This is a genomic window from Paenibacillus wenxiniae (genome assembly GCF_039822605.1).
Classification (GTDB): Bacteria; Bacillota; Bacilli; order Paenibacillales; family Paenibacillaceae; genus Saccharibacillus; species Saccharibacillus wenxiniae.
The window spans coordinates 531,157-546,137 of sequence record NZ_JBCGUH010000002.1 but is presented as its reverse complement, the minus strand read 5'-3'; the positions used below and the strand labels follow the sequence as shown (position 1 = coordinate 546,137).

Here is a 14,981-nt window from a genome sequence, read left to right as displayed (position 1 = left end):
ACTCTGCATCATATCGTTTGAAAACATAAAGGAGGTTGCCCGATGAGTATACTCCAAGCCAAAGAGCTTACGGTCACGTATGGACAGGCACCCGTTATTGAAAATCTGAATCTTACGATTCCTACAGGGCAGATTACCGTGCTTATTGGCAGCAATGGCTGTGGCAAATCGACGTTGCTGCGCACGATGGCAAGACTGCTCAAATCCCGCTCTGGCTCTGTATTGCTAGATGGACAGGATATCGCTCAGTTGCCAACAAAGGAAGTATCCCGTCGCATGTCGATTTTGCCTCAGGGACCTACTGCTCCGGAGGGATTAACGGTCAATCAGCTAGTGCGGCAGGGGCGCTATCCTCATCAAGGTTGGCTTAAGCAGTGGTCACGTGAAGATGAACAGATGGTCACGCGTGCGCTGGATGCGACCAATCTAAGCTCGCTGGCCGATCGTCCGGTCGATGCACTTTCCGGTGGTCAGCGTCAGCGTGCCTGGATCGCCATGACACTTGCGCAAGGAACAGAAACGCTGCTGCTGGATGAACCGACAACGTATCTGGATATGACGCATCAGATTGAAATCCTCGATCTCCTATTTGAACTGAACGAGCAGGAGGGACGGACGATTGTAATGGTGCTGCATGATCTGAATCTAGCATGTCGTTATGCGCATCATATCGTCGCCGTACACAATCGTTCTATCTTCGCACAGGGCAAGCCGGAAGATATTATTAATCAGGATCTCGTTCGCAATGTATTTCATATGGAATGCGAGATTTCAGTCGATCCGCTATTTGGTACACCATTATGTATTCCGCATGGGAAGGGGAGGAAAGTACATGGTCAACACCAGAGCTTTAATCACATCGCTAGATGATCATGAACTGGATGTACTAGCGCAAAGCTATCGCCTTGCTACCTGCGCTTCAGAGCACCGTGAGCTATCGATCAACTGTACCGATTTGCTAAAGCCAGAGCTGGCGATGCCATTTCTACAAAAGGTTGGCGCTTTTTGGGAAACTGATTCGATGACCGCGATCGTCTCCTTGTTTGCTAAGCGCTATGCGTATTTAACGATTGCGGCGGGATTGTATGCGATGTCTCGCTATAATAAAGGGATGGATCTAGCTTTAAACAATAGCTCGCTGGAATCGCATATACAGGGCGAAGCATGGTTGCCTAAAGTGCTGCTAGGAAATAGGGAGGTTAGCTGCCCACTCGAAGGAAAACGCAATGAATGGCGTGACGAAGTGATCCAGCGTATGTTTGCCGATAATCTAGCAACGGTATGGGCTGCATTGTCGAACATGTCAGGCGTTAGCCAGGCGGTGTTATGGGAGAATACCGCGATCTACGTGTACTGGCTATATGAGAATCAATTTGCCGAAGGTGCCGATGAGCAGGAACGGCAGCAGATCGAAGCGGATTACCGTTATCTTGTGCAGGATGCGCCTGCTCATTTATTTGCCCAGCGCACCAATCCTTTACAAAAATTCGATTCTCCTAAGCGTGTTACCGCAGTATCCAATACGCCGATTCGTGTACGTAAAACGTGCTGCTTTTATTATTTGGCGGCAGATGAGCCAGATGATTATTGTCCGACCTGTCCGAAGCTTAAGCATGGATAGACGTGTGTAGATCGGAGTATGGTTAATGGATCGTTATGCAGTTGTTATAGCATAGTTGGCATACTTCGAATTGACGTAATTCAGAAGAGAAAGTTCGAGCATTTAAGAAAACAGGTACTATCTGAAAGATTGAAGTCTGTAGTCAGATGTTAATTCAGATTCAGATTTCAGGTAGTACTTTTCGCTTAAATGGGACAATGTATCGTCTGTTTGCGATTTTAGTTTACATATACATTATTATGTAAACTAAATATATACTTATTATAATTCGTCATCTATTTTCAGCATGGGGCAAGTCCTACGACATTGCTTTTCTTGTTGTATGTTTCTGCATGTGTATTTATATCATGTAGATAATGGTGTACCAAATAGCGGATCGACTAAAATCTCGCACTCATATGAAATACATTGCGAACGAACTTCTTTTACATCTGTCCTAACAGCTATAGATCATGATCTCGTTCACAACTATGCTGCCTTTATTTTCCCCATTACTTCGCTATTCTTTTACACTTCAAACAAAACCCTCTATCTTTCCTCGTATCGCTACTGTTCTCATTGTTCGCCATCATTTTCTCTTTTTTTCCTAAAAAGTTGGTTGTTGACAACGATAAGCTTTGTCCTTTAAGATAGGTATCGAATAAATGATATTGATAATCATTATCATTTTTTTTGAAACTGGAGGAGGATATTTTGTGTTTTTAAATCAGATGCAAAACCTGCAAAATCGGCTCATTGCAGCCAGAGCGCAGGAGCTAGGCATCACCTGTGAGTTACTCGTTCCAGATTGTGAGGATTTTCTTCGTTTAACGCAAAATGGACAAACGATCATTATTAACAAAACGCGCTCGCACCGTCTCCCATTGTTAGCCGGATTGCTGGCCAAGGACAAGCAAGCATCAAATCTGTTGCTAGAGCAACGTGGCTTACCTGTTCCGCCCTATGCTGTTGTTAGCGATGCTGGCCTTGATCTACGCTGTATTGAAGCGGCACTCGCTTTTGTAGAGCGATTACCACTGGAGCGTCGTTCAGTCGTTGTAAAGCCGATGGATGCGAGTCGAAGCGATGGTGTTACGATCGATGTACGGACGAAGGAGCAGCTTGTGCAAGCGATGCAGCATGCGGCTGCATATAGTCGTCAGATTATGCTACAGCAATTTGTGCAGGGGCTGGATTATCGTGTACTTGTTATTAATGGCAAGGTAGAGGCCGTTACCTGTTATCGCCCTGTGGAATTGATCGGTGATGGGCATTCAACGATCACGGAACTTATTGCAGAAATCAATACACGTCGAATCGCTCAGACGAAGATTGGCACGATTGATCGATTCGCTGCGATCGATACGGAAAAAAGTTCGGTTAATAATGTATTGAAGCGCCAAGGTTATACGGTTGATGATATTCCAGTAGCGGGTCAGTTGGTCTCGTTATATGACACGGAACAGATGGAAGCCGGGGCGATTTCTGAATTTTATTCCGATTGTACGGATCATATTTGTCGGCAAAATATCGAGTTGTCTATTGCAGCGGCTGAGACGCTGGGAATCGATGTTGCTGGCATTGATATACGCTGTCAGGATATTACGCGTCCACTCACATTGGAGCAGGGCGGCATACTGGAAGTGAATGCTTTACCAGACATGATCCATCATGTGTATCCCTATGAAGGTCAATCACGCGATGTCGTTGGTGCCTATCTAAATTATTTATTTACCGCGCAAAAAGAGCCTGTTCTGGCAGGCACTTATACACAAAGGAGCGTCGATTACGATGTCACTGGAAATTCAAAGTGAGTATTTAAAGCTACAGGAGCAAAAGGAATCCAATGCAAGAGCCTATCCACGCCATTTCCCACTGGTGATCAGCAAGGCAAAAGGCATGATCGTAACGGACACAGAGGGACGCCAATATTACGATTGTCTGGCAGGTGCAGGCACACTGGCGCTTGGACATAATCCAGATGTGGTCGTAGAAGCGATTCGTGAAATGCTGGATCAGCAAATCCCTTTACATACGCTGGATCTGGCAACACCGCTAAAGCTTGCTTTTATGGAGGAATTGTTCTCCTTATTGCCAGAGCAAATGCGAGATCATGCCAAAATCCAGTTTTGCGGCCCGACAGGGGCAGATGCGGTCGAAGCGGCGATCAAGCTCGTCAAAACGGCTACAGGTGGACGCTCAATTTTGGCATTTCACGGTAGTTATCACGGTTCTACACAAGCAACGATGGCGATGAGTGGCAATTTAAGCAAAAAGCAGCATTTGCAAAGCTTACTGCCGGATGTTCATTTCCTACCGTTTCCATATGAATATCGTTGCCCATTCGGTGTTGGTGGAGAGATGACCGCCCAGCTCAGTGCGCAATACATTGAGCACGTGCTGGATGACTGCGAGAGCGGTATTGCTGCACCATGTGGTGTGATCGTCGAGACGGTGCAAGGAGAAGGAGGCGCGATTCCAGCGCAGATCGAATGGCTGCGTGAGTTGCGCCGTATCACGGCAGAGCGCGGTATTCCGCTCATTATCGATGAAGTGCAAACCGGATTTGGCCGCACAGGTCGCATGTTTTCATTTGAACATGCCGGCATTGTGCCGGATGTGATCATCTGCTCCAAAGCGGTCGGTGGCAGCTTGCCGATGTCAGTCATTTTGTATAAAGAGGAACTTGATCGCTGGCAGCCTGGTGCACATACCGGTACTTTCCGTGGTAATCAGATGGCCATGGCAACCGGACTTGCCACTCTTCGCTATTTGCGTGAGCAACGTGTGCTGGATAATGTACAGCAGCGGAGCCAGCAGATGATGACCCGGCTTCGTTCTCTGCAAGCGATCATCCCTGCGATTGGTGATGTGCGTGGACGTGGCTTGATGATTGGCATAGAAATGGTCGAGCCGTCCGGTACACCGGATCGACTCCAACATTTCCCAGCCAGTGGACGGATCGCGGAAGCTGTACAGCGTCGCTGTTTTGCAAATGGGATGATTATCGAGGTCGGTGGGCGTCATTCCTCTGTCCTGCGATTTCTGCCGCCACTTGTCATTACAGAGCAGGAAACCGAAACGGTACTACGTATATTCGAACGCTCGATTTATGAAGCGCTGGCAGAGTTGGCGGAGCAATGAGCCAGCCTAAAGGGCTGAGTCAATATGCGATACTTGGCTCTATTCTGATCGGTGCATTTTCGCTCGTATTAACGAATAGCGCTTTTAACGTATTATTACCGTATTTTGTCACCTATTATGGGATCTCGACTTTAACCGGCGGTTGGATTATTGCATTGTATATGCTTGCGATGACATTGACGATGCCGCTTGCCTCATTAGTTGTTGATCGTCTCGGACGCAAGCGCACGTATATGCTTGGCATTGTGCTGTATGGCGTTTCATCGATACTCGGTGCGCTGCTGTATGACCATGTATCCGTGTTACTGCTTGTCCGCTTCATTCATGGCGCTGCGGCAGGGCTAATGATTCCGCTCTCGCTCGTATTGTTATTTGACAACTATGGAACGGAAGTTAGAGGTCGGATTACAGGCGCATGGGGCATGCTACTGATGATTGCACCTGCGATTGGGCCGACGCTGGGTGGTTTGATTATTCAATTCGGACGTTTGGACGTACTATTCTGGCTCAATGTGCCGTTTGCGATCTGTGCGTTATTCTGGTGCGGGCGTTATATTCGTCCGTATGTGCCTGCACAGCGCAAGCAGATTCAACCTAGCAGTATCAGCTTGATGCTGGGCGGGATCGCTAGCTTGAGTTTGGGCATTCAATTATACTCGTCCACGATTGTACCTGTTGCTTTCGCATGGAGTCTTTTCCTGCTTGGTGTGTTACTGCTAATATGCTTTGTCCGTCTGGAAAATAGACGTCAGGAGCCGATGATTCGCTACAATCTGTTGAAAAGCAATCCTCTGTTTGCATGGAGTGTGCTGATTTCGACAATACAGGATTGTGTGATGTTTGGAGCGATTTTTGCATTGCCGCTATTATTTCAGAATGTATTTGCATTGTCACCATCGGTATCCGGGCTGATGTTTCTACCAGGAGCGATCACGACGAGTCTGTTCATGTGGATCGGTGGCAACTGGTTTGATCGCGGACGAAGCAAACGGTTTATCGCTTGGGGAACAGTTGTTGTCGTACTGACACTATTTAGCTTTGTATGGTTGCCTCAGAGCACAGGTATTGTGATACTGGTGCTACTAATGGCTTGCCGTGGTGCGGGCATGGGTTTATCCGGTATGAGTACATCCGCACTCGGCTTGCAAGCATTGCCGGAAGAAGATATGCATGAAGGTTCAGCGCTCGCTACGACGTTACAGCGATTGATTTCGTCATTTGCGCTTATTATATTGACATTATTTTATGATGGACGCTGGCAGATGCTGGCACAGTCGGGTTACGCTGCACAGACCGCGCAATGGATGGCATTACGCGAAGTGCTGGTCATTTTAGGAGCCATGCTGCTGATCACAGTGCCCGTCATTTTATTTATAACAAGAAAGAAGGTTGGCATCATTGCTGAACACAACGGGCTTGAAAACCATGAGCAGCCAACAGCTTGATTCGTTGCTCCAAGCCGAGAAGCATACATGCAAGTTACTGCTGAACTGTTATATTCGCGAGCTTGGTCCAGAGCGGCCGACAGAAATTAAAGTGAAGCGGCAACAGGGAATCGTGCATATCGATTTCCCCGCAAGTCGTAAAAGCTTGCAGGCGGAGCTGGCTTATTACTCAGCGACCGGGGAGCATGAATATCGCTCGTTCATATGGGTGCCGTATACACCACTGTACACGCAGGAGCAAGCTAACGAAGCAGATACAGTACAGACGCATGCGTATAACTATGCTAACGATACGGATACGGTACAGATGTATGCTCATCAGCATGCTAACGATGCCGGAGCTTGCCTGCAAGCGGAAATACAGTATGCCGAGTCTGGCAAGCATTTACAACTGCTGGAAGCGATTATAGCCGAGCTGCATGACGAAGAGCAGGTAACGAACGAACGCGCCGAACAATTTCGGCAACGGGTCGATAACAGTCTGCACAATACGGCGCTGTATATGGACTATGCCGTTCGTTATGGCAAGCCGTTAACCGATTATCGTAGCTCGGAGCAGGCCTTAATCGTAGGTCATCCGTTTCATCCGTTTCCGAAAAGTACACTCGGTTTTAGTAGAGAAGACGTACAGAGATATAGTCCCGAACTAGGCAGTGCCTTTGCGCTATGTTATGTCGCGGTGAGACGTGATTGCTACAAGCAAGACTGGGCAGTGGACAGTTATCGTCAGCAGATTGAAGATCAGCTTCGTCAGCACCTACTCAGCACAGAAATCGGCACTCAGGAGCAGATGCTGACCAAATGGCTACAAGAGGAGCAATACGAGCTATTGCCGATGCATCCATGGCAGTATGGCTACATTCAGTCATTGCCGGTTGTACGACAATATATCGATGAACGCAAGCTGATTCTGCTCGGGCAATGTGGTCCATTTGCCTATCCGACCTCTTCAGTACGCACGGTATTTTTACCGGAACTGCACTGTAATATGAAGCTGCCGTTGCATGTGGGTATTACGAATCTGCTCCGTACGAACAGTGAAGAACAGATGACGCGTACACTGGCAGCGACACGTTATGTGTTAGAGCAGCAATGTTTTGTAGACGAGCCGTATACGCATATTGCATGCGAGATGGGCACGGCGACGTGCCAGTTTGACTCCGATCAATGGACAAGGTTGTTCACTGTCGCTTATCGACCGATTGAATTTGATTCGTCCTGCACCTATGTATTGTCAGCGCTCGTTGAATCGGTACAGCCAGCAGGACCTTCACAGCTATATGAGCTATTACGCGGTATGGCGGCTACAGAGTTCAATGCCGGGACGGACGCTTTCGCACAGACTAGCGACAGTTCGAACATAGTATCTCATCGAATTGTTGAAATGGCTGAGCAATGGCTGCATCTGTATTTGGAGCGTTCCTTATTGCCGATCCTGCGAGCAGGGGAACAGCTAGGCATTCATTTTGAAGCTCATTTGCAAAATACGCTGGTGACGCTCCACAATGGTTGGCCGCAGCATTTTATTATTCGTGATCTTGAAGGCGTTAGTGTGGAGCGGCGGATGCAGTCCATAACGGCTGGTGACGAGCTTTTATTTTATACAAGTGAAGCGGCGCGGGCACGTACAGCTTATTATTTTATCGTGAACCATATGGGTTCATTGTTGCATGTGCTGGCACGAGATACGGGGTATGATGAGCAGCATTACTGGCAGCTGGCAACCGCTTTATTACAGGAAGAGCTGGAGCGTGCAGATAACGAGTTGATCCGTGAGCTGCTGGCAGCGGATAGCTTCCGAGCGAAGCAAAATTTGCGCAGTTGTTTGCAAGGACATGGAGACGCCCCGGCGTATGTGCATGTACGTAATATGCTAAAACAAACAGGAGAGTGACCATCAATGGGAACAAGCGGAATGATTGAAGTGAAGCCACAGCTACATAGCTCGGCTTATGACCGGGTGCAGGAACGAATTATGCGTCAAACGCTGGAGGCGCTCTGGTTTGAAGGGATTTTGCCCTATGAACGTCAGGGAGAGGTATGGCAAACCGAAGGCAGAACGGCAGATGGAGAAACGGTGCTCTATAGCTGTCAGGCGGTGGAAAAGTTATCGTTTGGACGGATACGGATTCAGCCTGGAACGATTCAGCGTGAAGATGCGCCTTGTCAGGATGTACATCTGTTTTTGCAGGAACTGGTAGGTGAGCGATTGGAAGGCGAGCGGATTCAGCCATTTATTGGGGAGCTATTGGAGACACTGGCAAAAGACAGTCAATGTCAGGCATCGCTGCACGATCAGATTCCCGAACAGGACAGGCATTATGAAGCGCTGGAAAGTCATATGACAGATGGGCATCCCTATCATCCAAGTTATAAGTCCAGACTGGGCTTCTCGCTATATGATAATGCGGCGTATGGGCCGGAATTCGATCCTGAAGTGCGTCTGTACTGGGTAGCTGTACATAAGGAATGGGCGGATACCGCGGTCTCGAACGAATTTGATGTTGAGGCGCTATATGCACAGCATCTGACAGCGGAAGATAATGAGCGTTTTACCGCAAAAATTCAAACGTATGGCGATCCGCAGCAATATGTGCTGCTACCTGTGCATCCGTGGCAGTGGGAGCATCGGATCGAGCCTGTGTTTACCCGTCAGCGGTTTGATGGCACACTGATTCCACTTGGTGAAGGGGAAGCAAGCTATCGTCCACAGCAATCGATTCGTTCACTATCCAATCGTCATGTAGCAGACGCGCCCTATATTAAGCTCGCACTGCATATGACCAACACTTCGACGAGCCGCATTCTGGCACATCATACAACGCAAAATGCGCCGCTCATTAGCGATTGGCTAACCTCATTAGTACAGCAGGATGCCTTACTCCAGCAGCAAGGCTTTGATATTTTGCGTGAGATGCTGGGCATATCCTTCCGTTATGCTCATTTGCCGGCATTACAATATGGTGAAGCCTACGGCTCACTCGGTACGATCTGGCGTGAAAATATTGCCGGCAAGCTACAGGACAATGAGCAGGCGTGGCCACTCAATGCGGTATCACTCGTGCAGCCGAATGGTGAACCATTTGCAGCGGCTGCGATCGCTAAGCATGGGGTAGAAGCATGGAGTCAGGCGCTTGTAAACGCGGTTGTGCTGCCGATCGTGCATTTACTTTATGCTCATGGTATTGCGCTGGAATCTCATGCTCAAAATATTATTCTGGTACTTCAAGATGAGCTACCGAAGCGAATTATCGTGAAGGATCTGCATGATGGTGTACGGTACGTACCAGAGCAATTGCTATACTCGGAGCAAGCGCCAGCGTTACACCCGATTCCCGAAACCCATCGTAAGTTCAACCGCTACTCGTTTATCCATGCGGAGAGTGTTGGTGAAGTGAGAGATTATACGTATGATGCTTTCTTCTTTATTTGCATGACGGATCTAGCTTTTGCATTGGAACGCTTCGGGTTGTCGGAAGCGGCATTTTGGAAGCTGTGCGCAGATACGATCACGAATTATCAAGAGCAGCATCCACAGTATGCGAGTCGTTTTGCGGATTATGATCTATTTGCTCCAGATGCGTTAATTGAGGAAATGACGAAGCGTCGTTTATATGGTGATAGTGAACTGTACTTCCGCAGTGTGAGCAATCCGCTACAACTTGCTCGAGACGGAAAAATCGGATGAAGCAGCAACGTACCGACACATTGATGGAGCGTATTCGTAACAGACAGCCGGTATTCGGATTGTTCGTATCAATTCCACATCCGATCATTGTTGAAATGATTGGAGCAGCTGAGTATGACTTTGTCATCATCGACTGCGAGCATACGACTACCGGGCTGGAAGCGGTAGAAGAAATGGTACGTGCCGCCGAGCTGGTCGGTGTGACACCGCTTGTGCGCGTCGCTACAGTGGAGCGGACGGAAATTCTTCGTTTGCTCGATTGTGGGGTCAAAGGGATTGTCCTTCCGCATGTGGAGGATGTAAGGCAGATCGAAGAGGCTGTACAGCACGCTTATTATTATCCGATTGGACAGCGTAGCTTGAATAGTGGACGTGCGGGGACATTTGCCAAGTATAGTTTGCAAGATTATATCGGGCAAGCGAATGAGTCGATTATGATTGTGCCGATGATCGAGAGTATAGCGGGCGTGCGGGCAAGTCAGCAGATTGTAGCGCATCCGCAAGTATCGTTTGTACTGGAAGGGGCGGCTGATCTATCGCAATCGCTTGGTGTCCCGTGGCAAACGGATCACCCTGACGTACAGGCTGCGCTGGCGGAGCTGCATCATATCGCGGTACAAAGTGGTGTGCCCTATGCTACCGTTGCACGAGGAGAAGCAGACATGGTGCGCTGGTCACGTGAAGGTGTACATATCTTCGTGCTTGGAGACGATCGTAATACCGCTTTTCGTGCGTATTGGAATAAACGTAATCTGTATCGTACATCGGGAGGTTGGACATGAAGCAAACGGTAAGTGAGATGTTAAACGAAATTGTGAACACCACAACTGAACCGGTATGCGCTTATATTTATGATCTGGCAGGCATTCGTCAGCAGACCCGTCAGATGCTATCCACATTGCCGCAGCGGACATCGTTATTTTATGCGATTAAAGCGAATCCAGATGTGCGGATTATTGAGGCGCTATTGCCGCTCGTAGGCGGATTTGAAGTTGCATCCATCGGTGAGTTGCTCAAAGTGCGGAGCGTAAGCCGTGAGGTGCCTATTCTGTTCGGTGGGCCGGGGAAAAAGGAGCATGAGCTGGAGCAGGCGATTGAGCAAAACGTATATGCGCTACATGTAGAAAGTCTGCTGGAGCTGCGCCGGATTATTTATATTATGCGGAAACGGCATGAACGGGTTGCTGAACAGGTTGGAGCACAGCACGGATGGAAGGTTGTGTCTGCGGAACCAGGGGAAATGGAAGCTGCTAGTGTATCTACTGGTGTGGCTACTACTGCACCTATACCTGTACGTATTTTGCTGCGAATTAATCTGCACGCGGCGTCTCTGCCGAAGACAGCGATCACGATGGGTGGTAAGGCGACACCTTTTGGATTGGATGAGCATTTGCTGGATGAAGCGATGGAGATTATTCAGCACGAAGGTGACGGTCTGGTACAGTTGAGCGGATTTCATTTCCACTCGTTATCTAACAATCATGATGCCGCGTTACATGCAGATATGGTCGAGCTGTACTTGACACGTGCGGCAGAGTGGAAGCAGCGCTATCGTCTGGAGCGGTTAGAGCTGATTAATGCGGGTGGTGGGCTGGGCGTCTCTTATGATGATGGAACGCCCGATTTTGACTGGAACATGTTCACCTCGCGGATCGCCAATAGTGCTGCGCATGCGGCATTGCCGGAGACGAGACTGATCTTTGAGCCGGGTCGTCTGCTCGTAGCTGATCACGGGTATTATGCAGCGGAAGTTATTGACCTGAAACAGTCGCATGGACAGCAATTTGCAGTTTTGCGCGGCGGCACCCATCATAACCGACTACCTGCCTCATGGGGACACGATCATCCATTTGAGATGTATGCGACCGAGCGCTGGCATTATCCGTGGCAACGTCTGGAATGGACGGACAGCAATGTGTCGCTCGTAGGTGAATTGTGCACTCCGAAAGATCGTTTGCATACCGATGGGTATGTCGAGCGGATTCGTGTTGGTGATATTGCGGTGTTCCAGCAGTCCGGTGCGTATTGCTGGACGATCTCGCATCATGATTTCCTCGGACATCCACATCCACAGTTTTATTATATTACGGAAGGACGTGACGGTGAGCATGTCATCACAGACGATATCGATCAAGCGATCGGGCAAGCAGGCCGCTAAACAGCAAATCGTGCAGGATCTGATCAATGCTTTTCTAACCGAGGAATTGTTAACCGAGCCACATACCGTTATTGTCCGCTGGGAAGAGGCGACAGACGAGCTGCGTAATAGGTATGCAAATAAGCAAGACCCTATCGTATCGCAAAGCTCCCATGCAGATGGCTGGCTGTATCGTACAGGCGATATTCTGTTTCGCGTCGTTCCCAGTATACGGCTTGGGCGTCAGTGGCTGGTTGGCTCTGCTATCTATCGTCAGGTAGCAGAGGGGGTAGAGCAGATCGACGAACCTGCTGAACTGGCACAAACGATTTTGCATCATGTGTTGTCAGCCGAAGCGTATGCTCAGCCGGGGGTAGCAGACTTTATTACCAGTCTGGATACCGCCACCCGTCAGCTTGCGTTGGCACTGGAAGGGGAGTCCATGCAACAATTAGCTCAAAAGCAACCGGATTCGGCTTATGAATGGTATATAACAGGCGAGCAGATTGCTGCATTGCGAGATCGTCCATTTCATCCATCATCCAAAGCGAAAACAGGCTTTAGTGAGCAAGATTGTCTGCACTATGCAGCAGAATTTGGACAATCGATCACGCTACGCTGGCTGGCGCTACGCAATGAGGTTGTACAAGCAGGTAGTACCGATCCCCTGCATTCCTGCCTGGAGCTACTTCCATCGCAGGAGCGTAGCCTGTTGGAAAAAGAATGTCGTGAACGTGGATTGGCTAGTAATGACTACACATTATTGCCCGTCCATCCGTGGCAACTGGAACATATCATTCTGCCCCGCTATACGAATGAACTGGCAAATGGAGATGTGGTTGCACTTCATACCGAAGCAGGAGCAGTACTTGCTACATCGTCCTTACGCTCTATGACGCCACAGCAACCGAGCACCGCGATGCTCAAGTTACCTGTAAGTGTGCTATCGCTTGGTGCTGCGCGTTACTTGCCTGTTGTAAAGCTATTGAATGGTTTGTCAGGTGAACGTATGTTACGGCAAGCTGTCGATTGTGATGAACAGCTCAAACAGCGCGTATATCTCTGTCAGGAAAATCACTGGTGGGGCTATATGCCGCCTGATATGGGACTGTTTGATGATCATCCACGTCATCTCGCTGCTCAGCTACGTCTGTATCCGCAGGAGCTACTGGACGATTCGATGTGTATCATTCCGATGGCAGCGCTTGGCGTGGAGTTGAATGGCACCCATCTGTTCACACGTTTGCTAGGGAAAGTACCAACGGAAGGTGAAGTGCTGCGTCTGTATACGGAGGTCGCTGAGTTATTTTATGATGTGGTGATGCGTCTGTTTAAAGTCGGGGTCGTACCGGAAATTCACGGTCAGAACTGTTGTATCGTATGGAAGGACGGTCGACCTGCTGCGTTACTGTTCCGTGATCATGATTCGGTACGTTTGCATCCGCCTTATACCGAGCGTCACGGTATCGAAGATCCGCGTTATCATATTCGACCGGGCTACTCCAACAGCCTGTACAACGAAACATTGGAAAAGCTTATATTTTACGTGCAATCGCTCGGAACGCAGGTAAATCTGGCATCGATTATGGAGTCGTTAGCGAACGTTTACCGTATCGCAGAACAACAGCTATGGCACATTACAGAAGCGGCATGGAAACATGCACTGGTAACGGTTGATCTACCTCACCCTGATCGGGAGCTGCTCTATCGCCATATTTTCGAGGCAGAGCAATGGCCGACCAAGCTAATTGTACGTCCGTTGTTGGAAGCGGATGGGGTACCTGGAGCGATGCCATCTGGTAAAGGATATGGGCATAATCCGTTTCGGGGATAATATACTCTATAAAGTGATAGCGAGTTGGAAGCATTCATTGCTCATCGCCATCCGTATAAAATAGACTGTGGTTGCTTAACTCAGTAGAGCTATGCACTATACAGAATGATAGCAGATGGCATAATGGAGAATATGGAGTATCTATATAAATGATAGATTGGCACGATAAAAAGAGCGAGGCAGATATGATCATCTGCCTCGCTCTTTGTGTGTGGTTTTGTTTTCAACATTTTACTGATGACGGGCTACATTTATACTATAGCCAAGAAATTCGCCTATAATCATCCAATAGCATTATTTTAAACAAACAAAGTCACTCTAATCAAAAAGTCACTCTAATCAAAGTTATTCTATTGAAGGAACACGTTATTTTATAGAGCTGTCAATCAGGAAACTGCACTTTACCAGGTACGATATACGCACCCGAACCGCCGCTGGATGGCAACGCAGGAATCGTATCTGTCACTGAAATACCGTGGATATCGGTAATACGCACTTTGAGTGGTTGGTTACCAAGTTGTTCACCGAGGAAATGGTTGTAATCCATCTTTTGCAGATTCAGCCAGCTGCCGTTTTTCTGAACTTCCAGCTTCATGACTGGATATTTATGATTGCGTACCTGAATCGCTGCCCACCATTGCGAGCTACCTTCTTTGATACGATAGCTAAAGTTGCCTGTAATGGGCGCTTTGACTACTTTCCATGAAATATTGATTTTCCCATCGCCAATATTACCGATTTTGGCAAAGGCGTTAGGGGACAGATCGAGCGCACCGCTTGGGCCTTCTGGATACAGATCCGTTACATAAACGACCGTTTTACCTTTAGGTCCGGTCACTTCCAGATAAGCGCCTGCCAGTGCTGCTTTCACACCGCCATAGTTCATTTGTGTAGGATTGAGCGCCGTAATCTCCATATTGGCTGGAATCGGGTCAAGCAGTACCGCGCCACCAGAATAGCCAGAGCTTGTGTACGTAGCATAGCCCTGATATGTATCGTTCCACGCTGCTGAAGCTGGAAGCGCGAATAGGACGACACTTAGCAGTGTAGCCATGCCGAGCATACTCCACTTTGATCTTGATTTTCTCGTCATTATCGTTAACCTCCTATATCAATGTTGAATTTCTCTTGTT

11 protein-coding genes are annotated in these 14,981 nt (G+C 48.4%); 10 read left to right on the top strand and 1 reads right to left on the bottom strand.

Translation table 11 applies throughout. The features are described from left to right. Positions 1-42: 42 nt before the first annotated feature. The 10 genes from AAHF22_RS05280 to AAHF22_RS05235 all read left to right on the top strand — a co-directional run bounded on the left by AAHF22_RS05280 (position 43) and on the right by AAHF22_RS05235 (position 13,848). Positions 43-870, top strand: a complete 828-nt coding sequence (locus AAHF22_RS05280) for an ABC transporter ATP-binding protein (protein ID WP_347323918.1) — start codon at positions 43-45, stop codon at positions 868-870. Next, entirely contained in the window at positions 833-1,621 is a 789-nt protein-coding gene (locus AAHF22_RS05275; RefSeq protein WP_347323917.1) for an IucA/IucC family C-terminal-domain containing protein, read from the top strand. Before AAHF22_RS05280 ends, AAHF22_RS05275 begins: the two co-directional genes overlap by 38 nt. Before the next feature lie 695 nt (positions 1,622-2,316). Further along, positions 2,317-3,414: a hypothetical protein gene (locus tag AAHF22_RS05270; RefSeq protein ID WP_347323916.1), complete on the top strand. Its 1,098-nt coding sequence runs from the start codon at positions 2,317-2,319 to the stop codon at positions 3,412-3,414. Then, positions 3,392-4,744 carry a diaminobutyrate--2-oxoglutarate transaminase gene (locus AAHF22_RS05265; protein ID WP_347323915.1) on the top strand — a complete coding sequence of 451 codons (1,353 nt, stop codon included), beginning with the start codon at positions 3,392-3,394 and terminating at the stop codon, positions 4,742-4,744. Before AAHF22_RS05270 ends, AAHF22_RS05265 begins: the two co-directional genes overlap by 23 nt. After that, on the top strand, positions 4,741-6,189 hold the full coding sequence (locus tag AAHF22_RS05260) for an MFS transporter (protein WP_347323914.1): 1,449 nt from the start codon (positions 4,741-4,743) through the stop codon (positions 6,187-6,189). The genes AAHF22_RS05265 and AAHF22_RS05260 overlap by 4 nt, the downstream gene beginning before the upstream one ends. Continuing rightward, positions 6,143-8,083, top strand: coding sequence for an IucA/IucC family protein (locus AAHF22_RS05255; RefSeq protein WP_347323913.1), 1,941 nt, complete (start codon positions 6,143-6,145; stop codon positions 8,081-8,083). The genes AAHF22_RS05260 and AAHF22_RS05255 overlap by 47 nt, the downstream gene beginning before the upstream one ends. Positions 8,084-8,089: 6 nt before the next feature. Next, positions 8,090-9,877 (top strand): IucA/IucC family protein, encoded by a 1,788-nt coding sequence (locus tag AAHF22_RS05250; RefSeq protein WP_347323912.1) that lies wholly within the window; start codon positions 8,090-8,092, stop codon positions 9,875-9,877. Next, on the top strand, positions 9,874-10,659 hold the full coding sequence (locus AAHF22_RS05245) for an HpcH/HpaI aldolase family protein (RefSeq protein ID WP_347323911.1): 786 nt from the start codon (positions 9,874-9,876) through the stop codon (positions 10,657-10,659). Before AAHF22_RS05250 ends, AAHF22_RS05245 begins: the two co-directional genes overlap by 4 nt. Then, positions 10,656-12,035, top strand: coding sequence for a type III PLP-dependent enzyme (locus AAHF22_RS05240; protein ID WP_347323910.1), 1,380 nt, complete (start codon positions 10,656-10,658; stop codon positions 12,033-12,035). Before AAHF22_RS05245 ends, AAHF22_RS05240 begins: the two co-directional genes overlap by 4 nt. Beyond that, the gene (locus tag AAHF22_RS05235) at positions 11,986-13,848 is read left to right on the top strand and encodes an IucA/IucC family protein (RefSeq protein WP_347324113.1); all 1,863 of its coding nucleotides are present in this window, start codon (positions 11,986-11,988) and stop codon (positions 13,846-13,848) included. Before AAHF22_RS05240 ends, AAHF22_RS05235 begins: the two co-directional genes overlap by 50 nt. 382 nt (positions 13,849-14,230) lie before the next feature. On the opposite strand, the gene exlX is transcribed toward AAHF22_RS05235, so the two are convergent. After that, positions 14,231-14,941, bottom strand: coding sequence for an expansin ExlX (gene exlX / locus AAHF22_RS05230; RefSeq protein WP_347323909.1), 711 nt, complete (start codon positions 14,939-14,941; stop codon positions 14,231-14,233). Positions 14,942-14,981 lie beyond the last annotated feature (40 nt).

Excerpts from the sequence above, each read along its gene's own strand:
- AAHF22_RS05280 (WP_347323918.1), top strand. The coding sequence starts at position 43 with ATGAGTATACTCCAAGCCAAAGAGCTTACGGTCACGTATGGACAGGCA.
- AAHF22_RS05275 (WP_347323917.1), top strand. The coding sequence starts at position 833 with ATGGTCAACACCAGAGCTTTAATCACATCGCTAGATGATCATGAACTG.
- AAHF22_RS05265 (WP_347323915.1), top strand. The coding sequence starts at position 3,392 with ATGTCACTGGAAATTCAAAGTGAGTATTTAAAGCTACAGGAGCAAAAG.
- AAHF22_RS05260 (WP_347323914.1), top strand. The coding sequence starts at position 4,741 with ATGAGCCAGCCTAAAGGGCTGAGTCAATATGCGATACTTGGCTCTATT.
- AAHF22_RS05250 (WP_347323912.1), top strand. The coding sequence starts at position 8,090 with ATGGGAACAAGCGGAATGATTGAAGTGAAGCCACAGCTACATAGCTCG.
- AAHF22_RS05245 (WP_347323911.1), top strand. The coding sequence starts at position 9,874 with ATGAAGCAGCAACGTACCGACACATTGATGGAGCGTATTCGTAACAGA.
- AAHF22_RS05240 (WP_347323910.1), top strand. The coding sequence starts at position 10,656 with ATGAAGCAAACGGTAAGTGAGATGTTAAACGAAATTGTGAACACCACA.
- AAHF22_RS05235 (WP_347324113.1), top strand. The coding sequence starts at position 11,986 with ATGTCATCACAGACGATATCGATCAAGCGATCGGGCAAGCAGGCCGCT.
- exlX (WP_347323909.1), bottom strand. The coding sequence starts at position 14,941 with ATGACGAGAAAATCAAGATCAAAGTGGAGTATGCTCGGCATGGCTACA.